The sequence below is a fragment of the Martinezella sp. CNPSo 3957 genome (assembly GCF_057784395.1).
In genome coordinates this window covers 44,531-66,609 of record NZ_JBXSOU010000008.1, presented here as the reverse complement: position 1 = coordinate 66,609, position 22,079 = coordinate 44,531, and the positions used below count along the sequence as shown (strand labels likewise).

Genomic DNA, 22,079 nt, shown 5'->3' with positions numbered 1-22,079 from the left:
ACATAAAAAGCCCGGAAGTCGGGAAAACTTCCGGGCTATATCTATTGAAAAGGTATGTTTGAAATCAGCTCGCCAGCACCTTCAGCGGCGTGACCGAAGCAACGGCGTCGAGCCGAAGCCCAGTATCCTGGGCGAAGAGGTGCGTGTGCTGCTGCGGCAGTTCCAGCGCAACCGACTGACCGGTCTGGCCTGTCGTATGATCGGCAACGGCGACGGCGAAGCTTGAACCGTTGATATCGCAATGGATGACACGGCCGGCACCGAGTTCTTCGACGAAATCGACCGTTGCCGGGATGGCACCGGGCGTGCCGGCAGGAACGAGGCGTGCATGTTCGGGCCGGAGGCCGAGGGCGACCGGCTGGCCGGCATGGCGCTTGCCGATGTTGGCGTCGATGGCGATCGGAATGCCGTCGAAGATGAATTGCTCGCCATTGGCTGCGAAAGTGCCTTCCAGGAAATTCATGGCCGGAGAGCCGATGAAGGAGCCGACGAAACGGGTGCGCGGCGTGTTGTAGACCTCGAGCGGCGTACCGACCTGCTCGACATTACCCTTGTACATGACGACCAGCTTGTCGGCGAGTGTCATGGCCTCGACCTGATCATGCGTCACGAAGACCGATGTCGCCGACAGGCGCTTGTGCAGGCGGCGGATTTCAACGCGCATCTGCACGCGCAGCTTGGCATCGAGATTGGAAAGCGGTTCGTCGAAAAGGAAGACCTTCGGCTCACGGATGATGGCGCGGCCCATGGCGACGCGCTGGCGCTGACCGCCGGAAAGCTCGGCCGGCTTGCGCGCCAGGAAATCCTCGAGGCCGACGATCTTGGCGGTTTCCCTGATGCGGCGGTCGCGCTCGGCGCGCGGCACGCCGGCGACCTTGAGCGCATAGCCCATGTTGGCTGCGACATCCATGTGAGGATAGAGCGCATAGTTCTGGAAAACCATGGCGCAGCCGCGCTCGCGCGGCTCGAGCTGATTGACCACCTTGCCATCGATGATGATCTCGCCCGAAGTGATATCTTCGAGACCGGCGATCATGCGCAGCAGCGTGGACTTGCCACAGCCGGAAGGTCCGAGAATGACGACAAATTCGCCCGATCGGAAATTCAGGTCGACGCCATGAACGACCGGATTGCGGCCATAGGCCTTGCGAACTTGTTCGATGCGGATTTCCGCCATTTTAATCTTCCCCGCCTGTGAATTTTGGCCCCATCAATTCCGGGCCGGTCAATCGGGTGGACTGCTAGCGAATTTGCATTACAGAACAGTGACAAGCACCCCTTATATCACAAACTGCATCCGGATTTCCTCACGAGAGTTGGGGGTGCTATTTCGCGATGAAACGCGCATTGGTGGAATCATTTCGCGACAGATATCGTCTGCTTGTTCCGGCAGCAAAAATCTGGGCGATTGTCGATCACGCCGCGGCTGCTTGCGTAGTTGCCGCGTCAAACATGCAAATATTCACAAAGAGGTAGCGCTCCGAAATTTCCAGGGGTTCTTTCCAAACCTGAGAGAGGGCCATCTCGACAGGGCCTTCAGGTTTTTAGAAGCTGATAGAGAGACGCGAGTGGTTGATTGACACTCGCATTCCGTGTGGCATAGTCGAATATCGTTGGGGTCCGTGCCGACCGTCTCCACGACACCGCTCAGTTTCATCGCGGAATGCTTTTTTCCCACATCATATCAAGCAGACTTCTACAGGCAGATGTGAACCAATCAGAGCCGAACGAAATCCTGTGAGGGTTAGGAAATGAAGACTGTATCGGAACAAGTGACGGATATGATCTTTATGTGGAAATGGGGTAGCCAGACACTGTGCGCTGCCGCGCAGCTGGGTGTGTTCGATTACCTTGATCGCCATGCGCCACGCAGCGCTCAAGAAGTTGCGGATCAAGCCCATTTAGATGACTTATTGCTCTATAGGCTGCTGCGTGCGCTCGCATCGCTGGGGCTTCTGGACGAAACGGCGGATAAGCGTTTCACGCTGACCGAAAGTGGTGAAACGCTGCGCACCGACGTACCGAACTCTCTTCGCTATATGGCGATGCTTGAAGGCGGGGCCGAGCACTGGGCCATTTGGAAACACGTACAGGCCATGGTAAAAGATGGGCGCCAGAATGGTTTCATGCGTGAGTTTGGCCAGATGGCATTCGATTATGCCCGATCGCACCCCGAAGGATACGGTGCAGTGTTTGGGCGTGCTATGTCGGGTTTTTCCGCAGTGCAATCCCAGTGGGCATTGGAAGCACTGCGCGATTATGATTTCACTGACGTTCGGACATGGTGCGACGTGGCGGGTGGCCACGGCCATATGATGTGTTCGTTCCTTAAAGTTTACCTACATCTCACAGGTACTATCTTGGATCTGCCAGAAGTAGTCGCTGAGTTCGATCAGCTGTGGGCTCCCAAAATGAAGCTGGAAGACCGGTGCAGCTACATTGCGGGCGACATGTTCAAGGAAGTCCCTGTCGAAGCGGACATTTACAGCCTGAAAATGATCTTGCACGACTGGAATGACGAGGAATGCAAACAGATCTTGCGCAATATCCGCCTGAAGGCGAAGCCCGGCAATCGGCTGATGGTAGTGGAACATGTAGTCCCAGAAGGCAATCAACCGCATTCTTCCAAGCTTTTTGACATACATATGATGTGCTGGGGTACAGTGAAGGAAAGGACAGAACGGGAGTGTGCGACACTTCTGAGAGCTTCTGGGTGGCGATTCATTCGTACGCACTATCCTCCGCATGCGAGCATGGGGGTAGTGGAGGCCGTTGCTTAGGGTCAGCAACAACACCATGTGAAAGCGGGAAATGACGGATGGCGCTATTCGGCCGGATGCGCGGTGACGTGCGGGCCGACGCGCCGGCGTTTATCGCTCATTCCGAGAAAATATCTGAGCACCCTGAAATACACGCTATAGGGCAGAAACTTCAGCAGCTTTGCCCGATAGACCATGCTCTTCGGGAAACTGATGTCGAAGGATGATGATTTCAACCCGGCGGCGATCGCGTCAGCCGCCTCCTGTGCCGACACGATCTCAGGCATGTCGAACTTATTTTGAGCCGTCAACGGCGTGTCGACATAGCCCGGGGTGATGAGCTGGATGCGGATGCCCATGCGATCGAGCTCGAAGTTCAGGCTTTCCGCCATGTTGATCAGCGCGGCCTTGCTGGCGCCGTAAGCCGCACCGCCGGGTAGACCGCCATAACCGGCGACGGATGAGACAAGGGCAACCTGGCCGTATCCCCGCGCCCGCATATGCCGCACCGCCGGAACGAGGCAGTTGACGACGCCATGGAGATTGACGGCAAAACTGCGTTCGAACACTTCATGATTGAGATCTTCGCCCCGTGCCGGCAAATAGACGCCGGCGTTCAGAACCGCCAGGGCAATGGGGCCGTGCTGATATTCAATTGCCGCAACTGTGTGCTCCATGTCCTCTGTATCGGTCACATCGCCGTCGAGCACGACAATGCTGCCTGCAAGCGCGCTTGCCTCGGCCTGCAGCGCCAGAAGCTTGTCGTGGCTGCGCGCCGTAACGGCGACCTTGTAGCCTTCTTCTGCCAGCTTCAGCGCGAGCGCGCGGCCAATACCGGAACTGGCGCCGGTAATCCAGACGACTCCGTGTTCAGGACGTGCGATGAACGGGCTCATGGCTCTTCTCCTTGGCTTGGCGGCCGCCTACATCAAACGCTTAAACTGCGGCCGTCCGTGGCATTTTAGAAATAGCGCATCATTGTGGCCGCTTTCGGCCAGACTGACGGCGTCATCGGGAAAACGATGTCACCAAATGTCACCAATTGGAGACCGATGACTTGGATGAAAGAGGGAGGTCGAGACGCCCGCCAAGTCGAATTTTGCGAGGCGAATAGATAGCAAGGAACAGAATTTCTTGCCTATCCCGCCTTGTGAAGGGAAAAGACCGTTCTTACAGTAGTTGCGAACAGAAGGCAGATTCCAATGACCGTCCATCCGTCCGTCCTCGAAGCAATTGGCAATACGCCGTTGATCAAGCTCAAGGGCGCCTCCGAGGCGACGGGCTCGACCATTCTCGGCAAGGCCGAATTTCTCAATCCCGGTCAATCGGTGAAGGATCGCGCCGCGCTCTACATCATCCGCGACGCCGAGAAGAAGGGGCTGCTGAGGCCGGGCGGCGTCATCGTTGAGGGCACGGCCGGCAATACCGGCATCGGCCTGACACTGGTTGCCAAGGCACTCGGCTACCGCACCGTCATCGTCATTCCTGAGACACAGAGCCAGGAAAAGAAGGATGCATTGAAACTGCTTGGGGCCGAACTGGTGGAAGTTCCCGCTGTCCCCTACAAGAACCCGAACAACTACGTGAAGGTCTCGGGCCGGCTGGCCGAGCAGCTCGCAAAGACCGAGCCTAACGGCGCGATCTGGGCCAACCAGTTCGACAATGTCGCCAACCGTCAGGCCCATATCGAGACGACCGCCAAGGAAATCTGGTACGATACCGATGGCAAGATCGACGGCTTCATCTGCTCGGTCGGTTCCGGCGGCACGCTCGCCGGCGTCGCCATGGGGCTGCATGCCTTTAACAAGGACATCAAGATCGGTATTGCCGACCCCGAAGGTGCCGCCCTTTATGAATTTTACAAGAACGGCGAGCTGAAATCCTCCGGCTCTTCGATCACCGAGGGCATCGGCCAGGGCCGCATCACGGCGAACCTGGAAGGTTTCACGCCCGATTTCGCCTATCAGGTCACCGATGCCGAAGCGCTTCCCTACGTCTTCGATCTGGTCGAATACGAAGGCCTATGCCTAGGCGGCTCGACTGCCATCAATATTGCCGGTGCGGTTCGTCTCGCCAGGGATCTCGGTCCCGGACATACGATCGTGACCATCCTGTGCGATTACGGCAATCGCTATCAGTCCAAGCTCTTCAATCCGGACTTCCTGAAGTCGAAGGGCCTGCCGCTGCCGGGCTACTTGGAAAAGCGGACTGAAATTGCCGTCCCCTACGAAACAACAGCGTGATCTTATGACCGTCAATGCCCTCTATCGTGACGATTTCTATCTATCGACGGCCGAAGCAGTCGTTACCGCGATCCACGAAGACGGGGGCATCGAGCTCGATCAGACCTGCTTTTATGCGACTTCGGGCGGACAGCCTGGCGATACCGGTTTCCTCGAGCGCGGCGACGGCTCGAGGATCATGCTCGGTCAAACGAAGCATGGGCCGATCAAGGACATCATCATTCATGTCCCGCTCGAAAATCAGCCCTTGCCCATCGTTGGTGAGAAGCTGGTGCTGCATATCGATTGGGCGCGGCGCTACAAGCTGATGCGCATGCATACGGCCTGCCATCTGCTTTCGGTGGTCTGCCCCTATCCGATCACGGGCGCGGCGGTCGGCGAGGATGAGAGCCGGGTCGATTTCGACATGGGCGAGACGATCGACAAGGACGAGGTAACGGCGAAGATGATGGCGCTCGTCAACGAGAACCACCCCGTCTTCGTCCGCTGGATTACCGACGGGGAGCTGATCGCCAATCCCGGCATCGTCAAATCCAAGAATGTACGCCCGCCGATGGGCCTTGGCCGCGTCAGCCTCGTCTGCATCGGCGAGGATTCAGCCATCGACAGCCAGCCTTGCGGCGGCACGCATGTGTCGGAAACGCAGGAGGTCGGCGCGATCCACATCGCCAAGATCGAGAAGAAGGGCAAGGAAAACCGCCGCTTCCGTATCCGTTTCGGCGCGCCGACCGACGAGAATTGACCGGCAAGCGCCTATATCTCGATATAAAGACCAATAAACCAAAGCAGGGAGTGATCATCATGGCAGCGGACAAGAGCCGTTTCGTCGTATCCGCCGACTGGCTGCAGAGCGAGCTGGGCGCCAAAGATCTGCGCATCCTCGATGCATCCTTTTATCTGCCGGCACAGAAGCGCGATGCCGATGCCGAATATGCCAGCGGCCATATTCCGGGCGCGATCCGCTTCGACCAGGACAAGATATCAGACCATTCAACGAACCTGCCGCATATGGTCCCCTCGCCCGAATTCTTCGCGGCAGAGGTCGGCAAGCTCGGCATCAGCGAGAGCGATCGCATCGTCATTTATGACGGTCCCGGCCTGTTTGCCTCGCCGCGCGTCTGGTGGCTGTTCCACATCGTCATGGGCGCGCCGAATGTCTTCGTACTGGATGGCGGCCTGGATGGCTGGAAGGCCGAGGGTCGGCCGCTGGAGACGGCGACGCCTAGCTTCGCGCCCGCGACATTCAAGCCGAAGTTCAATGCCGATCGCGTCGTTTCGCTCGACGAGATGCGAGAAATCGTCGACAGCCGTTCCCTGCAGATCGCCGATGCCCGCAGCGCGGGCCGCTTTGCGGCAACCGAACCGGAGCCGCGCGAAGGCATGCGCTCGGGTCATATGCCGGGCGCAAAAAGTCTGCCATCCGGCGTCTTCGCCACGAACGGCAAGTTCAAGTCGCTGCCGGAATTGAGGGAAACCATCGAGAATGCCGGCATAGATCTCGAAAAGCCCGTCGTGACAACCTGCGGCTCCGGCATTACCGCCGCCATCATCACGCTGGCGCTCGAATCCCTCGGCCATGGCAACAACAAGCTCTATGACGGCTCCTGGTCGGAATGGGGCAGCCGGGCGGATACGCCTATCGTCACCGGTCAAGATTGAGCATCATAGCCGTGAAGACGCCCTCGTCGATCAAAGTTCACATCACCCGTCTGGAAATGACCGCGCCGCCCAAGGCCAGCCTGCCGGTGCCGGTCAATATCCAGACCGCGATCATGCGCGCGCCCGGTATTCCGTTGCCCTTCTACCGCTATCTCTATCGTCAGGTCGGTGCCCGCTGGCATTGGGTGGAGCGTCTGCGCCTCTCCGACGAGCAACTGACCGCTGTCCTTCACGACCGGCGCAACGATATTAGCGTGCTTTACGTCAACGGCGCGCCGGGCGGATTCTTCGAATATTTCCGCCAGGACGACGAGACGATCGAGCTCAGCCATTTCGGCCTCATCGAAAACACGCTCGGCCTCGGAATCGGCAAATGGTTCCTGCTGCAGTCGCTCTATGCCATCTGGACGCTGAACCCGCAGCGGATCGTGACGACGACGAACAATCTCGATCATCCAAGGGCATTGCAGCTCTATCAGATGTTCGGATTTTCGCCGATTTCGACCGGAGAAGGCATCGTCAGGCCGCTGAGCGACAAGGAACTGCTCGAGCTCGCCAAGAAGGGCTAGGGGCGCTGTAGCCGCAGGAATCGGGTGGCTTCGCGCCTCGCGCCGGCGCATCACATGGCAAATCTCGAAAGGAGCTTTGCCATGATTTCCATCGCCTTTGCAGCCATGCCTACGTCCGACGCCGAACTTCTGTGGAACGGCGGCGCAGATGCCTATGGTCACCAGCCGGAGACGATGATTTCCGATGGTCCAGGCCATCCCTGCCGCCATTGCCTGCGCAATATCGATGCCGGCGAAGAGCTGTTCGTCTTCGCCTATCGCCCCTTCCCGGAATTGCAGCCCTATGCGGAGACGGGTCCGATCTTCCTGCATAAGACTCCGTGCCAACGTTACGAAGCGGAAGAAGTCCTGCCGCCGGTGCTGATGACCAGCAAGGATTTCATCGTTCGTGGCTATGGGAAGAACGACCGCATCGTTTACGGAACTGGCGCCGTGACACCCACCGATGACATCCCAGCCTATGCGGCTTCGTTGCTCGAACGTCCCGACATCGCCTATGTCCACGTCCGCTCGGCCCGCAACAATTGCTATCAATGCCGGATCGATAAAATAGGAGCGCCGGCATACGCGGATGCCGGCGCCTCCATCTGACGTCCGCGCGATGGGCTTTACGCGACGTTCAGAATGCTCTCCGGCGCAACGGCCTCATAGCCGAGCGCTTCGGCCACCGGCCGGTTCGTGATGCGGCCCTTATGCACATTGAGGCCATTGCGGAGATGCTTGTCTTCCGCGATGGCACGCAGGCCACGATCAGCAAGCGCCAAGCCGTGATAGATCGTGGCGTTGTTCAAGGCATGCGCCGAGGTGACGGGAACCGCACCGGGCATGTTGGCGACACAATAATGCACGACGCCTTCGACCACATAGGTCGGATCGGAATGCGTCGTTGCATGCGAGGTCTCGAAGCAGCCACCCTGGTCGATGGCGACATCGACGATGACCGAGCCCTGCTTCATGCCCGATAGCATTTCGCGCGTGACCAGCTTCGGTGCGGCGGCGCCGGGGATCAGCACGGCACCGATGACGAGATCGGCGGAAAAGACCTCTTCTTCCAGAGCCTGGATGCTGGAATAGCGCGTATGGACGCGGCCGTTGAAGATGTCGTCGAGCTGGCGCAGGCGCGGCAGCGAGCGATCGAGGATGCTGACATCGGCGCCGAGGCCGGCCGCCATCTTGGCGGCATGCAGGCCGACGACGCCGCCGCCGATGATCGCTACCTTGGCCGGCAGCACGCCGGGCACGCCGCCGAGCAGGATGCCGAGGCCGCCATTGGCCTTCTGCAGAGCCGTCGCACCCGCCTGGATCGACAGGCGGCCGGCAACCTCGGACATCGGCGCCAGCAGCGGCAGGCCGCCGCGCTCATCGGTCACAGTTTCATAGGCAACGGCGGTGACGCCCGAGGCGAGCAACCCCTTGGTCTGCTCCGGATCGGGCGCAAGATGCAGATAGGTGTAAAGAAGCTGTCCCTCGCGAAGCTGCGCCCATTCGGAGGGCTGCGGCTCCTTGACCTTCACGATCATGTCGCACTTCTCGAAAATATCCTTGGCGCTTGCGGCGATCTTGGCGCCTGCGGCAATGTAGGCATGATCGTCGGCACCGATGCCGGCACCGGCCTTGGTCTCGACCCAGACTTCATGGCCATGAGCGACATATTCGCGAACGGACGCGGGCGTCAGACCGACGCGGTATTCGTGGTTCTTGATTTCCTTCGGGCAGCCAACGCGCATTTCATTCCTCCTCGAATGCTTTTGCGTCTTTCATTTTCTCCAACTGAAATCAGACCACCACCGCGCCGCAATGTCCTTGCAAAGACGATTTGCGCTGCCGTCATTTTTCGTGATTTATTGCGCGAACAGGAGTTTTTTCGAAAGTTCTTCGAATGTCCGACCTAGATGCCATAGATCATTCGATTCTGCGGATACTTCAGCAGAATGCCCGGATCACCAATGCGGAACTGGCCGAGAAGGTTGGTCTTTCACCCTCGGCCTGTTCGCGGCGGCTCGATATTCTGGAAAAGAGCGGCGTCATCGACGGCTATCACGCGCATCTCTCGCACAAGGCGCTTGATTACAAGATGATCGCCTTCGTACACATCTCGCTGTCCGGCCAGTTCGCCAAGACGCTTTCGGAATTCGAAACGGCGGTAAAACGCTGCCCCAACGTGCTGTCCTGCTACCTCATGTCGGGCGAATACGACTACATATTGCGGGTCGCCGCGCGCGACCTTGAGGACTACGAACGCATCCATCGCGACTGGCTCTCGGCCCTGCCTCATGTCGTGAAGATCAATTCGAGCTTCGCGCTGCGCGAAATCATCGACCGGCCAAACGTCGGCCTGTGACCTTTCCTATTTCAAATCCAACAGCAAAGCGCGGTGATCCGAGACTTCAGGCTCTGCGACAGGATCGAAAGTGATCACCTCGACATTGGACGTCACCAGCATGTAGTCGGCAAAGCGCGGTTGCTTCTTGTAATGGGACGTGCGCGTGTCATCATGTCCCCGCGAAGTGACGAGATCAATAAGGCCAAGTGAGCCGAGAATATCGAAGGTCTCGCTGCCGGGCAGCAGGTTGAAATCGCCGCAGACGACGAGCCTGTCACCCTCGTGCTTTACTTGCCGGATGAGATCGACCAACGCGTTTGCCTGATGACGACGAGCGGGCGTGTCACCCTTTCCTTCCAGATCCCGCAGGCCATGCATATGGGCAATCGTGATCGGGTAGCCGCGCTCATAGTCGAACAGGCGGATGCAATGGGCATTGCGCGAACGCGGATGAGGCCCATAGCCATCAGCCGAGAATTCACCATGAACGAAGGCGGCTGCCTGGCCGATGACCGGATAGGTCCGGCGCACGAAGGTTGCCAGTCCGAACTCGGAATCGAATCGCCGGTCCCCATCGAAAAGGTCGCCTCGCGCTACGGGGAGGAAGAAAGCATCGTGAGCCGGCAAAGCAGCCTTCAGTTCCTCGAAGAGATTGGCGCGCTGCAAGAGCTCGATGCCGTGATCGCGATAGACCAGCCAATCGGCCTCTGCTCCCTGCGTGCGAACCATTTCCTGTAGGCAGAGAACATCCGCATCGATATCAACGAGATAGGGGACTAGCGGCTCATGCAGCCGGCCGCCCCATGCATTCAATGAAACGATACGCATATCCTGCACCTCTCATAGTCACACCGCCGATCGCAGCGGCCATCGCGATGCGGTACCGATTCGGGACGCCCGGCTACAATTTTAGCGATTATGCTAAACATCCCGCAAGGCACATCTGATATCCAAAGCGAGAAAAGACGGATGAGCCGGGACAACATCATGCAGTTCTCTTCGAAATCTCCCATTCAGGGCAATCTGAAAATCAAGACGCGCGGCTCGTCGCGCCACCATGCGCGGCTCATGGGCCAGGTTCGATATTTCACCAAGCTTGTTACCGGCCGCGTTGTCGATATTTCGACCAGCGGCATCGCGCTCGATCTGCAGGCGCCGCTTTATGCCGCCGCTGGCAGCAAGGTTCGCGTCGAATGCGACGACATCGGCCTCCTGGATGGTTTCGTGCGCTGGGCTCACAACGGCCGCATCGGCATCGAATTCGACCGCTCGTCCAATGCCTCGGCTAAGGTCGCGTCCTATTTCCGCTTTTTCCACAAGGACATGAAGCCGGTTCTCAAACGTTGATAGCATGTCGGCGTGAGCCGGCTACGATCCACAATAAGCCTGTCACATTCCTGGTGCACACCTTCAAAAATCGTCCTAATCTCCCTCGCCCGAGAGATGATCGACGGACCATAGCCCCATCGTTGAAGGAGTGTTTTATGTCTTCCATTCTGGATTTGCCCAGCATGTCGCGCCGTTCCCTGCTGCAAGGCCTCAGTGCCACAGCGGCGCTGATCGTGCTGCATCCTTTCGCCGCCCGCGCTGCGAGCAACCAGGCGCATCTGCGCCTTATGGAAACGACCGACATTCACGTCAACGTCTTCCCCTATGACTATTATGCCGACAAGCCGAACGACACGATGGGCCTGACGCGTACGGCAACGATCATCGACAATATCCGCGCCGAAGCCACCAATTCGCTCCTCATCGACAATGGCGACGTGCTCCAGGGCAATCCGATGGGCGATTACATGGCCTATCAGCACGGCATGAAGGACGGCGACGTCCATCCTGTCATCAAGGCGATGAACACGCTCGGCTATTCCGTAGGCACGCTCGGCAACCACGAATTCAACTACGGCCTCGACTTCATGTTCAAGGTGCTGGCCGGCGCGAACTTCCCCTTCGTCTGCGCCAACCTGACCAAGGGCCAACTTGCCTCCGACCCCACCAAGGACGACCTGTTCTTCAAACCCTATTTGATCCTCGAAAAGAAGATCAAGGACGGCGCCGGCAATGAAAGCCCGATCAAGATCGGCTTCATCGGCTTCGTGCCGCCACAGATCATGCTCTGGGACATCAAGAACCTCGAAGGCAAGGCGCAGACGCGCGATATCGTCGAAGCCGCCAAGGCCTGGGTCCCGGTCATGAAGGCAGAAGGCGCCGATATCATCATCGCCCTCTCTCATTCCGGCATCGACGGCAGCGGCCAGAGCGAGAAGATGGAAAACGCCTCGCTCTATGTCGCCGCGGTCGACGGCATCGACGCTGTCTTCACCGGCCACCAGCATCTCGTCTTCCCTGGCCCGAAGACCTGGGACGGCATCAAGGACGCCGATCCAATCAAGGGAACGCTGCATGGCAAGCCCGCCGTCATGGCCGGCTTCTGGGGTTCGCATCTCGGCCTCATCGACCTGCTGCTCGAAAAGGACGGCAAGAGCTGGAAGATCGTCGACTTTACTTCCGAGGCACGCCCGATCTACCATCGCGACGACAAGAAGAAGGTCGTCGCCGATGTCGCCGACAAGAAGGAAGTCGTCGAAGCCGCCAAGGCGGAGCATGAGGCGACGCTGACCTATGTCCGCACACCTGTCGGCAAGACCTCCGCGCCGCTCTATTCCTACTTCGCCCTGGTCGCCGACGATCCCTCTGTCCAGATCGTCAGCCAGGCGCAGATCTGGTACATCAAGAACATATTGAAGGAGACGCAGTACAAGGACCTGCCGGTTCTTTCGGCTGCTGCCCCCTTCAAATGCGGCGGCCGCAACGGCGCCGATTATTATACGGATGTTCCCGCCGGCAATATCGCCATCAAGAACGTCGCCGATCTCTACCTCTACCCGAACACCGTGCAGGCCGTCGTCATCAACGGCGCGCAGGTCAAGAACTGGCTGGAAATGTCGGCTGCGATGTTCAACCAGGTGCAGCCCGGCGCCAAGGATGCGGATCTGATCAACAGCAGCTTCCCCTCCTACAATTTCGATGTCATCGACGGCGTCACCTACCAGATCGACCTCTCGCAGCCGCGCCGCTTCGGCGATGACGGCAAGGTTCTGAATGCCGATGCAAACCGCATCCAGAACCTGCAGTTCGGTGGCAAGCCGATCGACCCCGCACAGAAGTTCCTGGTCGTCACCAACAACTACCGCGCCGGCGGTGGCGGCAACTTCCCGGAAATCGCGGCGGACAAGGTGGTCTATCAGGCGCCGGACACCAACCGCGACGTTATCGTGCGCTATGTCCACGAGCAGGGCACGATCAACCCGACCGCCGACGGCAACTGGACCTTCAAGCCGCTGGCGGACACGACCGTCCGGTTCCAGAGTTCGCCGAAGGCCAAGGATTTCCTTGATCAGGTCAAGAGCGTGAAGATCGAAGATGCCGGCGAAGGTGCCGACGGCTTCCGCAGCTACCGGCTGGTGCTGTAATCACGGATGCTATCGTCCTCTCCTCTCATCGGGGAGAGGACTTTTCACTCCGCCGCTAGGCGCTTGTCGCCTGGATGGAACATCTCGACGGCGGACTTGAAGTCATCCTGATTCGGGCATCGCGACAGACGATCCCGGAAAGCCTCGATCATCCACGCAGCCGCAGGGCCTGGAGGGTTATCAACCTTGCGGATCGCATAGAGCGGATATTCGCTCTGGTCATAGGCATCGAGAGCCAAAGGCACCAGCCTGCCCTTCTGCAAATCCTCCATGATGAACGAGGCCGGCAGGCCGCCCCAACCAAGACCACCTCGGATAAGCTGATGCTTGGTGGCAATGTCGCTCAGATGCCAGATCTTGTAGGACAGGACGTTGAAATCCTTGCCATTCGTGAGGTTTGACGCATCGGTGACGACCAGCTGCACTTCTTCGCGCACGTCGGCAAGCGTCAGCGGTCGTCCGAGCATAGCGAGCGGATGGGTGGGGGCGGCAACCGGCATCATGAAGGAATGTCCGATGCGCTCGATCACCAAAGCATCATCCTGTTTCACCACCGAGCCGCCGATACCGATCGTCGACTTGCCGCTTGTGACAAGCTCGAGCATCGAGCCGAGTTCGCCGGTGTCGAGCCGCAGGGAGACGTAAGGGAAACGATCACGGAATTCGCGCAGCACGTCGACGGTGGCATGAACCGGCACCATGACGCTGATGGCGACGGCCACCTCCGCCTCGAGCCCGGTCTTCAAACCCTTCACCCTGGCGCGCATCACTTGCAGATCGGAAAGAATGCGGCGCGCATCCTCCAGCATCACCCTGCCCGCATCCGTCAGCCTCGGTTGGCGCGATCCGGAGCGCTCGAACAGCGGCATTTCGAGCTGAGCCTCCAGATTGGCGATCGTGTAGCTGATGACCGATTGCGCGCGGTTGAGCGCACGCGAGGCGGCGGAGAAACTGCCTGACTCGGCGACCGTCAGAAAGACCTGCAATTGGTCAAGGGTGGGATTGGGGAGCATCTGCCATCCATTCTATCGATAATTCCAATCCATATTATCACAGTTTTTCTCGATAGCACTGACGACTTATTTATGGAGGCGAACATGATCGGACTCTCCCAGCCGATTTAGCAACTCATTGAAAAGGAAAACGGATATGTCCTCCATTCTGCTTCTGACCTCCAGCCCGCGTCCGGACTCGCTCTCCACCAAGATCGCCACCGAGCTGGCCGAGAAGATCAAGTCCAACAATCCGGGCAAGACGCTGGTTCACCGCGACCTCGCTGCCGACAACCTGCCGCACATCGATGGCCCCTTCACGGCCGCCATCCGCACGCCGGCTGATGCACGCACGCCCGAGCAGCAGGAACTGATCAAGGTTTCCGACGCGCTCGTCGACGAGCTGCTGGCAGCCGACACCCTCGTCATCGGCACCGGCCTCATCAACTTCAACATCTATTCCTCGCTGAAGACCTGGATCGACAACGTCGCCCGCGCCGGCCGCACCTTCACCTACACGGAAACCGGCCCGAAGGGTCTGGTAACCGGCAAGAAGGCCTACATCGTGCTCGCTTCCGGCGGCGTTTACTCGCAAGGCCCGGCTGCACCGCTGAACCATGCCGTTCCTTACCTCAAGTCGGTTCTCGGCTTCATCGGCATCACCGATGTCGAGACCGTTTACATCGAAGGCGTCGCCTTCGGTCCGGAAGCTGCTGAGAAGGCCATCGGCGCTGCCCAGGCTCGCGCTTCCGAGCTGGCTCTCGCCGCTTAATCAATTACTTATTCAGATGATCACAGGCGGCCGGGGTTAAAACCGGCCGCTTTGCTATTGTGCCTGCGGCAGTGCCTTTACGAACTGCTTCACGGTCTCCAGAATTTCGGCCGAAAGAGCCTCGTCATCCGCCACGCGCGCGAGGCCGAGCGCTCCGGTCATCAGGCACGACGCGATGATCGCCTTGCGCCTGGCTTCGGCAGTTTCCGGCTCCGGCATGCGCGCCGTCATGGCATTGAAATTCCGTCGCAGGCCTTCCGTCGCAACCGCGCGGACCGTATCGCTGCTACGCGCCAAATCCGCCGTCAGTGCCGCATAGGCGCAGCCCTCGCCGCAATGATCCCGGTGACCTTCGCTGAGATAGGTATCGACATAATCGTTGAGCGAGATGGTCTCGGGGATGATCCCCTTTTCCTCCTGCTGCCGCCGCCATGACCCGATCGCGGATTCGACGGCTTCCGCCACAAGTTCATCGCGTGAGGCGAAGTGCTTGTAGAAACCGCCGACCGTCAGACCCGCTTCCTTCATCAGATCGGCGACGCCAATCCCTTCCAATCCCTCCTCACGCAGACGTTTGGCTGCGAGCGTCACGATGCGTTCGTGCGTCTTCTGCTTTTCCAATTGTGAGCGGCCCATCGAAAATCCTTTCATGCCCGGCTTGACAAAATGGATTACGATCATAATCCTTATAGATAACGATCATAATCCAGATCGTGACAAAAGCCAACAGGAGCTACGAATATGCGTCTCAAGAACAAGGTTGCCGTCATCACCGGCGGAAACAGCGGTATTGGCCTTGCCACCGCCCGCCTCTTCCTCGCCGAAGGCGCCAAGGTCGCCATAACAGGCCGCAACGCCAAGACACTGGCCGCAGCAGCCGAGCAACTCGGCGGCGGCGTGCTGGCATTGCAGGCTGACACGACCGATATCCCGGCGATGGAGAGGGCCTTTGCCGAGGCTGCGGAGAAGCTTGGAAAATTCGATGTGGTCTTTGCCAATGCCGGCATAGCCGGCGATACGCCGCTCGGCAAAACGACGCTCGAGCAGTTCGAAACCATCGTCCGCATCAATTTCACCGGCGTCTTCTTCACCGTGCAGGCCGCCCTGCCACATCTGAACGATGGCGGCTCGGTAATCCTGAACGGCTCCGTGCATGCCGTTCTCGGCATTCCCGGCGCGTCGGCCTATGCGGGCACGAAGGGCGCCGTTCGAGCCATGACCCGCAATCTCGCTTCCGAGCTTGCGCCCCGCGGCATCCGCGTCAACCAGGTCACACCGGGCGCCACCAAGACACCGATCTGGGACCCGCGCGCTGCCACGCCGGAGGCCCTGGATGCGCTGCAGGCCCGCTTTGGCGGCCTGAGTGCGCTCGGCCGCATGAGCGAAGCCGATGAAATCGCCAAGGCCGCGCTCTACTTCGCCTCCGACGATTCCGCCAATGTCACGGCGATCGAAATCACGGTCGACGGCGGCGCCGTCAACGCCCCCGCCGGCGCGAAGATTTTCCGCACGGCTTGAGCCTTGCGAAAATCCAATCAGTTTCGATTTCAGAGAGTATTCTGGGCCGCCAAAAGCACATGCGGGAGGCGGCCCTGCATCAAGCGCATGCTAAGGGGATTCGCCTGACGATCAGACCTGGCGAACCTTTTCGCCGTCGCCGAAGAGGCCGGCCCCGTTTTGATCGATGATCTGCTGGCCCTTGCGGAAGGTCGATTCCACCGCGTCATCCGACGAGGTGAAGACATCGGCGCGGATAAAATTGCGCACCAGGATCTCGCCGTTCACATCCTTCTCAATCCGGCCCATAAGGCGGAACTGATTGCCCTCGCGCTGCGGCGTCGCATAGATCGTGCAGCCGGCATGCACCTGGGGTTCGACGCTGACTGTCGAGCCGCCGGACTTTTCAGTGCCCGCTTGCGATGCGCCACCGGTGAAAATCGAAAGGATATTTGAAATGAACGAAGCCATGGATCGCCTTTAGCATGAAGGTTGGAGGGTCGCAAAGTCAAATGATCAGGTTTGCCAGGATCTCGTTTTCGGTGATGTCCTCATAGCCCATGCCGGAACTTTCAAAGTTCGCGATAAGCTGTTTGAAATTATCCGGATTCTTCGTCTCGATGCCGATCAGGATGGAGCCGAAATTGCGGGCGCTCTTCTTCAGATATTCGAAGCGGGCGATATCGTCTTCCGGTCCGAGCATGTTGAGGAAATCGCGAAGCGCGCCGGGGCGCTGCGCCAGGCGCAGGATGAAGTATTTCTTCAAGCCCGCATAGCGCATGGCGCGCTCCTTGACGTCAGGCAGGCGCTCGAAATCGAAATTGCCGCCGGAGACGACCGCGACGATCGTCTTGCCACGGATGGCCTCGCGATCGAGCTTTTCCAGCGCCGTGATCGCCAGAGCGCCGGCCGGCTCCAGCACCACGCCTTCGACATTCAGCATATCGGTGATGGTGACGCAGATGGCGTTTTCCTCGATGAGCTTCACCTGCTCGGCCGCGAAGTCCTTGAGCGCGGCGAAGTTCAGCTCGCCGATCCGGCCCACGGCAGCGCCATCGACGAAATTATCGACCTTGGCAAGCGTGATCACCTGCCCCGCCTCGATGCTGCGGCGCAGGCTCGGCGCGCCGGCGGGTTCGGCGAAGGTGAAGGCATCACGGGGAAGCGTATCGGCAAAGTAACCGGTGATCCCGGCCGCAAGGCCTCCACCGCCGACGGGAAGCAAGATGTGGTCGGGGATAATACCCTCAGGCAATTGCTCGGCGATCTCGGCTGCGACCGTCGCCTGCCCTTCGATGATATCGGCGTGATCGAAAGGCGGCACCATGACGCCGTCGATCTTTTCGACATGCTCGCGCGCCGCCTGGTAGCACTGATCGAAGAAATCGCCGAAGAGCTTGATGGTGATGAACTCGCCGCCGAAGATGCGGGTCTTGTCGATCTTCTGTTGCGGCGTCGTGACGGGCATATAGACCACGCCCGGCACGCCGAAATGGCGGCAGACGAAGGCAAAGCCCTGAGCGTGATTGCCGGCGGATGCGCAGACGAATGTCTTTCCCGTACCGCCCTCGGCAATCACCTTGCGGAAGAAGTTGAAGGCACCCCGGATCTTGTAGGACCGGACCGGCGTCAGATCTTCGCGCTTCAGCCAGATATCGGCGCCATAACGCGCGGAAAGATGCTCGTTCAGCTGCAGCGGCGTTGCAGGAAAGAGGCCGCGCATGGCCTCTGTAGCTTCGAGAACAGTCTGTTTATCCACGGTCTATCCGTCCTTCTTCAATCCGCCTTCGCTATCGCATAGGAAAGATGAGCAAAGAAAGCCTGTTTATCGCGCTTTCGGACCTGCGATAGCGGTATTCGCCGCACTGACGAGTCATTAACTATTTATGCCCCTGACCGGTGAAACCACAAAATCTGCGAGTTGACAGCCAAGCTCCCCCCGCGTCCAATATGACACAGCCATCATGATGATGGTTAGAGGCCCGCCTAATACCGATCCGTCGGCTCCGGCGGGCTTCGCCTGGATCAGTTAAGGCTAAGCCATACAGATCAAATCCCTCCCGCAAAACATTTCCTTGACTGAATCGCTCAAGTGCTTGATGGGGAAAGGCACGCGGACGTGGCGAAACTGGTAGACGCAAGGGACTTAAAATCCCTCGGCCTTTGGCTGTACGGGTTCGACCCCCGTCGTCCGCACCAAAATTAAATTCCATCAAAATCCCAATGAAAAAGGCGCAGCTTTCGCCGCGCCTCTCTCAATCGATATGCAGAATTCAAATCAAGCCGTGAGCTTGGCAGCAATCTTGGCGACGTGCGCGCCCTGATACTTTGCGGCTTCCAGTTCGATTTCGGAGGGCTGGCGGGAGCCGTCACCGTTGGTGATGGTGGAGGCGCCGTAGGGCGAGCCGCCCTTGACTTCTTCCGTGCCCATCTGGCCCTGGAAGGCATAAGGAAGACCGACGACGGCCATGCCGTGGTGGAGCAGCGTCGGGATGAAGCCGAGGATGGTGGATTCCTGGCCGCCGTGCTGCGTTGCCGACGAGGTGAACACCGAGCCGACCTTGCCGACGAGCTTGCCGCCGAACCACAGGCCGCCAGTCTGATCCCAGAAATTGCGCATCTGCGAGGCGACCGTGCCGAAGCGGGTGCCAGCGCCGACGATGATGGCGTCATAGTCTGCCAGTTCGTCCGGGGTTGCGATCGGGGCTTCCTGATCGAGCTTGAAGTAGGAGGCCTTGGCGACCTCTTCCGGAACGAGTTCCGGCACGCGCTTGACGGTGACTTCGGCACCGGCCGACTTTGCGCCTTCCGCGACGGCATAGGCCATCTTCTCGATGTGACCGTAAGCGGAATAATAGAGAACCAGAACCTTAGCCATGAAAACGTCTCCTGTTTGTTGGACGCATTGAATGTCGAGGAATGTTGTATCAGCGATGCGACAAGGGCGCAGCCCCCACGCTCAGAACGCAGTGTTCATCCTGTGTAGACGGAAATTCACTTGCAACATCTTGTGATGAGCAGCGGCTCAGCAAAAGGAGCGTTTGCATTCGCTGCAAACAGCGCTACCTATCTCGGACCTTTTTGAACGCGCCGACTGCGCATTGTCCTGGATAACTTCATGTCGAACGAAACCATTGTCACAGCCGCCATGCTCGCCATCGGCGACGAATTGCTCTCCGGCCGGACCAAGGACAAGAATATCGGCCACCTCGCCGACGTACTGCTGCTGGCCGGCATCGACCTGAAGGAAGTCCGCATCGTGGCTGACGATGAAGATGCCATCGTATCGGCGCTGAACGCCCTGCGCCGCCAATATGATTACGTCTTCACCTCGGGCGGCATCGGCCCGACCCATGACGACATCACCGCCGATGCCATCGCCAAGGCCTTCGGCGTGCCCTGCGAGCATGACGCCGAAGCCATGCGGATCATGGGTGAAATGTATGCACGACGCGAGATGGAGTTCACCGAGGCTCGCCAGCGCATGGCACGCATGCCTGTGGGATCAAAGCATATCGCCAATCCGGTCTCGACCGCACCCGGCTTCAACATCGGCAATGTCTATGTCATGGCCGGCGTGCCGCAGGTTTTCCAGGCGATGCTCGACAATGTCATCCCGACGCTGAAGACCGGCGCAAAGGTGCTATCAACAGCGATTTCCTGCCCCTATGGCGAGGGCGAGATCGGCACGCCGCTCGGCCTCATCCAGAAGGCGCATCCGGATACCAGCATCGGTTCCTATCCGCGCTATGTCGGCCAATTCTTCTCGACCGAGATCGTCGTGCGCGGGCGTTCCGCCGAGCTGGTTGAAAGTGTCGCAGCCGAAGTGCGTGCGATGATCGAGGCCATCGGGCAGTCGAAAGCGACTGCATAACTCCTTAAATCGAAATCGATTTAAGGATAAATTATGCAGCAGACTTAAAGTATTACAGCGACCTTTGCGCGTCATATATGACGCGCGGCGCTGTATCGAAAATCAGTCGGCTGAGGCCTGACTCTCAACGAGGACGTGTACTTCCGGGGAACCCTGAGACCATTCAGAGCATTATCTTCTAGCGGAATGCTGATATCATGATCCGATCCAACCCTTCCGCATGGGAGATCTCTTCATGTCCTACAAAACGATAGTGACCGTTCTCGACAATCCCGACAATACGCGCATCGCTGCGGAGTTTTCGGCAGCGCTCGCAAAGGAGCACGGCGCGCATGTCGTCGGGCTTCATGCGGAAATCGTCTCGACCGTGCCGCTGGTGGCGCCGATGGAGATTCCGGACCCTGTCGCGGTCCAAGCACTTCAGGAAGTCGCCCATAATCAGGCGGTCGAAATCGAACGGGTGTTCCGCTCGAAGATGGAAGCCGCCGGTCTCGATTACGAGTGGCACAGCTTTGCCAGCACGGTCGGCTACGGCACCGAACCGCTGATCGAAAGTGCCCGCAGCGCCGATCTTCTGGTGGCCGTGCAGCCCGACCCGTCGAAATACGCTGATACTCAGGTCGATGTCGAAACCTTCCTGTTCGACAGCGGCCGGCCGGTCCTGTTGATCCCCTACATTCTCAAGGAGCCGAAGCCCGTCCGCCGCGTGCTGATCGCCTGGAACGGCTCCAAGGAAGTGGCGCGCGCCACCTTCGACGCCCTGCCTTTCCTCAAGGCTGCGGATTCGGTCGAGATCCTTTCCGTCAGCACGTCGGAAAAGGATCCGCATCCGTCCAAGGAAACCGGCGTCCGGATAGCCGCGGCGCTGACACGCCACGGCGTTCGCGCCAAGTTCGAGACGGCAGCCTGCACCGGCAAATCGACGCCATCGCAGGTCATCGAAAACCGGCTGGCCGACGACAGTATCGACCTGTTGGTCATGGGCGCCTATACGCATTCCTGGCTGTGGCAGATGATCTTCGGCGGCACGACGCGCACCCTGCTGCAATCGATGACGGCGATGACGCTGCTGGCCCGCTGAACGGCTGAAAACTCAATTCCTGTGGCAACCGGTGTGAATGTGCACCGGTTGCGCCCCTTGCAGCTATTGCCTTTTGCCAGCAAATCCAGCAGAAAGCAGCGACCGATGACAGAATTCCCGCCAGGGAACCGTTCGCGCGGTCTAAGGGGCATGATCCCGAAAAGCCCAGGCTTTTCCCGGATGAGATCCTGTTCAAGCAGATAGCAAGCGAATCGCGTTCCGGATTTGGTTCTTGGTCCGCGCCCAGCGCGGGGTCTGCTCAGGGTCGCCGGCGCTGCCGGTGCGTCGTTATTCCATGCCCCGGAGCTTTCTGCCATGTCCCTGCCCGATAAAGCCTTTCCCGTATCCTGGGATCAGTTCCATCGCGATGCGCGCGCGCTTGCCTGGCGGCTTGCCGGCCTCAACCGTGAATTCAAGGCAATCGTCTGCATCACCCGCGGCGGCCTCGTGCCGGCCGCAATCATCTCTCGCGAGCTCAATATCCGGCTGATCGAGACGGTCTGTGTCGCCTCCTATCACGACTATTCCAGCCAGGGCGAAATGAACCTGCTCAAAGGCATCGCACCAGAGCTGTCGGTCAACGGCGGCGAAGGCGTCCTCGTCATCGACGATCTCACCGATACCGGCAAAACGGCCCTCGAAGTTCGCGCCCTGCTGCCGAAGGCGCATTTCGCCTGCGTCTACGCCAAGCCGACCGGCGTTCCCACGATCGACACCTTCATCACAGAGGTCAGCCAGGATACCTGGATCTACTTCCCCTGGGACATGGGCTTCACCTATCAGGAACCGATCGCCAAGGGTCATCGCGGCTGAGCTGCCGGCTGCCGGCAGCGCGAA

Annotated in this window: 23 protein-coding genes and 1 tRNA gene; 15 read left to right on the top strand and 9 right to left on the bottom strand. The window is 59.2% G+C overall.

The annotated features are described in order from the left end of the window. Positions 1 to 64: 64 nt before the first annotated feature. Positions 65 to 1,177: a sn-glycerol-3-phosphate import ATP-binding protein UgpC gene (locus AC13QE_RS19155; protein ID WP_488484866.1), complete on the bottom strand. Its 1,113-nt coding sequence runs from the start codon at positions 1,175 to 1,177 to the stop codon at positions 65 to 67. Positions 1,178 to 1,751: 574 nt separating this feature from the next. On the opposite strand from AC13QE_RS19155, the gene AC13QE_RS19150 reads away from it, so the two are divergent. Further along, positions 1,752 to 2,780, top strand: a complete 1,029-nt coding sequence (locus tag AC13QE_RS19150; RefSeq protein WP_488484865.1) for a methyltransferase — start codon at positions 1,752 to 1,754, stop codon at positions 2,778 to 2,780. A 44-nt stretch (positions 2,781 to 2,824) separates the two neighbouring features. Here AC13QE_RS19150 and AC13QE_RS19145 read toward each other — a convergent pair whose 3' ends face one another. Continuing rightward, a complete protein-coding gene (locus AC13QE_RS19145; RefSeq protein ID WP_488484864.1) occupies positions 2,825 to 3,655 on the bottom strand; it encodes an SDR family NAD(P)-dependent oxidoreductase in 831 nt (276 codons plus the stop codon). A 306-nt stretch (positions 3,656 to 3,961) separates the two neighbouring features. On the opposite strand from AC13QE_RS19145, the gene AC13QE_RS19140 reads away from it, so the two are divergent. From AC13QE_RS19140 to AC13QE_RS19120, 5 genes are all read left to right on the top strand, one after another. Continuing rightward, complete coding sequence (locus AC13QE_RS19140; RefSeq protein WP_112415176.1) at positions 3,962 to 5,002, top strand: cysteine synthase A; 1,041 nt, start codon at positions 3,962 to 3,964, stop codon at positions 5,000 to 5,002. Positions 5,003 to 5,006: 4 nt separating this feature from the next. Then, on the top strand, positions 5,007 to 5,744 hold the full coding sequence (locus AC13QE_RS19135) for an alanyl-tRNA editing protein (RefSeq protein WP_488484863.1): 738 nt from the start codon (positions 5,007 to 5,009) through the stop codon (positions 5,742 to 5,744). Positions 5,745 to 5,803: 59 nt separating this feature from the next. Next, positions 5,804 to 6,661 (top strand): 3-mercaptopyruvate sulfurtransferase, encoded by an 858-nt coding sequence (sseA, locus tag AC13QE_RS19130; RefSeq protein ID WP_488484862.1) that lies wholly within the window; start codon positions 5,804 to 5,806, stop codon positions 6,659 to 6,661. Beyond that, entirely contained in the window at positions 6,616 to 7,230 is a 615-nt protein-coding gene (locus tag AC13QE_RS19125; protein WP_488484861.1) for a GNAT family N-acetyltransferase, read from the top strand. Before sseA ends, AC13QE_RS19125 begins: the two co-directional genes overlap by 46 nt. 81 nt (positions 7,231 to 7,311) lie before the next feature. Further along, the gene (locus tag AC13QE_RS19120) at positions 7,312 to 7,821 is read left to right on the top strand and encodes a DUF1203 domain-containing protein (RefSeq protein WP_488484860.1); all 510 of its coding nucleotides are present in this window, start codon (positions 7,312 to 7,314) and stop codon (positions 7,819 to 7,821) included. Between the two features lie 17 nt (positions 7,822 to 7,838). Here AC13QE_RS19120 and ald read toward each other — a convergent pair whose 3' ends face one another. After that, positions 7,839 to 8,957, bottom strand: a complete 1,119-nt coding sequence (gene ald, locus AC13QE_RS19115) for an alanine dehydrogenase (RefSeq protein ID WP_095434729.1) — start codon at positions 8,955 to 8,957, stop codon at positions 7,839 to 7,841. Positions 8,958 to 9,109: 152 nt separating this feature from the next. On the opposite strand from ald, the gene AC13QE_RS19110 reads away from it, so the two are divergent. Continuing rightward, positions 9,110 to 9,571, top strand: coding sequence for an Lrp/AsnC family transcriptional regulator (locus tag AC13QE_RS19110; protein ID WP_488484859.1), 462 nt, complete (start codon positions 9,110 to 9,112; stop codon positions 9,569 to 9,571). Positions 9,572 to 9,577: 6 nt separating this feature from the next. On the opposite strand, the gene AC13QE_RS19105 is transcribed toward AC13QE_RS19110, so the two are convergent. Next, complete coding sequence (locus tag AC13QE_RS19105) at positions 9,578 to 10,381, bottom strand: endonuclease/exonuclease/phosphatase family protein (protein WP_488484858.1); 804 nt, start codon at positions 10,379 to 10,381, stop codon at positions 9,578 to 9,580. 159 nt (positions 10,382 to 10,540) lie between these two features. On the opposite strand from AC13QE_RS19105, the gene AC13QE_RS19100 reads away from it, so the two are divergent. Both AC13QE_RS19100 and AC13QE_RS19095 read left to right on the top strand, forming a co-directional pair. Continuing rightward, complete coding sequence (locus AC13QE_RS19100; RefSeq protein WP_112337591.1) at positions 10,541 to 10,900, top strand: PilZ domain-containing protein; 360 nt, start codon at positions 10,541 to 10,543, stop codon at positions 10,898 to 10,900. Positions 10,901 to 11,037: 137 nt separating this feature from the next. After that, the gene (locus AC13QE_RS19095; protein ID WP_488484857.1) at positions 11,038 to 13,026 is read left to right on the top strand and encodes a bifunctional 2',3'-cyclic-nucleotide 2'-phosphodiesterase/3'-nucleotidase; all 1,989 of its coding nucleotides are present in this window, start codon (positions 11,038 to 11,040) and stop codon (positions 13,024 to 13,026) included. Between the two features lie 44 nt (positions 13,027 to 13,070). Here the strand turns inward: AC13QE_RS19095 and AC13QE_RS19090 are convergent, their stop codons facing one another. Continuing rightward, on the bottom strand, positions 13,071 to 14,039 hold the full coding sequence (locus AC13QE_RS19090; RefSeq protein WP_488484856.1) for a LysR family transcriptional regulator: 969 nt from the start codon (positions 14,037 to 14,039) through the stop codon (positions 13,071 to 13,073). A 136-nt stretch (positions 14,040 to 14,175) separates the two neighbouring features. Here AC13QE_RS19090 and AC13QE_RS19085 point away from each other — a divergent pair, with 136 nt between their 5' ends. Further along, positions 14,176 to 14,790, top strand: coding sequence for an FMN-dependent NADH-azoreductase (locus AC13QE_RS19085; RefSeq protein ID WP_132716440.1), 615 nt, complete (start codon positions 14,176 to 14,178; stop codon positions 14,788 to 14,790). Between the two features lie 54 nt (positions 14,791 to 14,844). On the opposite strand, the gene AC13QE_RS19080 is transcribed toward AC13QE_RS19085, so the two are convergent. Next, positions 14,845 to 15,426 carry a TetR/AcrR family transcriptional regulator gene (locus tag AC13QE_RS19080; protein WP_488484855.1) on the bottom strand — a complete coding sequence of 194 codons (582 nt, stop codon included), beginning with the start codon at positions 15,424 to 15,426 and terminating at the stop codon, positions 14,845 to 14,847. 105 nt (positions 15,427 to 15,531) lie between these two features. On the opposite strand from AC13QE_RS19080, the gene AC13QE_RS19075 reads away from it, so the two are divergent. Then, the gene (locus tag AC13QE_RS19075) at positions 15,532 to 16,308 is read left to right on the top strand and encodes an SDR family NAD(P)-dependent oxidoreductase (RefSeq protein ID WP_488484854.1); all 777 of its coding nucleotides are present in this window, start codon (positions 15,532 to 15,534) and stop codon (positions 16,306 to 16,308) included. A 111-nt stretch (positions 16,309 to 16,419) separates the two neighbouring features. Here AC13QE_RS19075 and AC13QE_RS19070 read toward each other — a convergent pair whose 3' ends face one another. After that, complete coding sequence (locus AC13QE_RS19070) at positions 16,420 to 16,758, bottom strand: HlyU family transcriptional regulator (RefSeq protein WP_132716437.1); 339 nt, start codon at positions 16,756 to 16,758, stop codon at positions 16,420 to 16,422. A gap of 37 nt (positions 16,759 to 16,795) precedes the next feature. After that, positions 16,796 to 18,046 carry a threonine ammonia-lyase gene (gene ilvA / locus AC13QE_RS19065; protein ID WP_488484853.1) on the bottom strand — a complete coding sequence of 417 codons (1,251 nt, stop codon included), beginning with the start codon at positions 18,044 to 18,046 and terminating at the stop codon, positions 16,796 to 16,798. Positions 18,047 to 18,400: 354 nt separating this feature from the next. Between ilvA and AC13QE_RS19060 the strand changes: the two genes are divergently transcribed. Further along, positions 18,401 to 18,486: transfer RNA gene (locus AC13QE_RS19060), tRNA-Leu, on the top strand. A gap of 79 nt (positions 18,487 to 18,565) precedes the next feature. On the opposite strand, the gene wrbA is transcribed toward AC13QE_RS19060, so the two are convergent. Then, the gene (wrbA, locus tag AC13QE_RS19055; RefSeq protein ID WP_112337437.1) at positions 18,566 to 19,165 is read right to left on the bottom strand and encodes an NAD(P)H:quinone oxidoreductase type IV; all 600 of its coding nucleotides are present in this window, start codon (positions 19,163 to 19,165) and stop codon (positions 18,566 to 18,568) included. 240 nt (positions 19,166 to 19,405) lie between these two features. Here wrbA and AC13QE_RS19050 point away from each other — a divergent pair, with 240 nt between their 5' ends. From AC13QE_RS19050 to gpt, 3 genes are all read left to right on the top strand, one after another. Beyond that, complete coding sequence (locus tag AC13QE_RS19050; protein WP_488484852.1) at positions 19,406 to 20,161, top strand: competence/damage-inducible protein A; 756 nt, start codon at positions 19,406 to 19,408, stop codon at positions 20,159 to 20,161. Positions 20,162 to 20,396: 235 nt separating this feature from the next. Then, complete coding sequence (locus AC13QE_RS19045; protein WP_015339640.1) at positions 20,397 to 21,242, top strand: universal stress protein; 846 nt, start codon at positions 20,397 to 20,399, stop codon at positions 21,240 to 21,242. A 315-nt stretch (positions 21,243 to 21,557) separates the two neighbouring features. Then, positions 21,558 to 22,055 carry a xanthine phosphoribosyltransferase gene (gene gpt / locus AC13QE_RS19040; protein ID WP_015339639.1) on the top strand — a complete coding sequence of 166 codons (498 nt, stop codon included), beginning with the start codon at positions 21,558 to 21,560 and terminating at the stop codon, positions 22,053 to 22,055. The last annotated feature ends 24 nt before the right edge of the window (positions 22,056 to 22,079 follow it).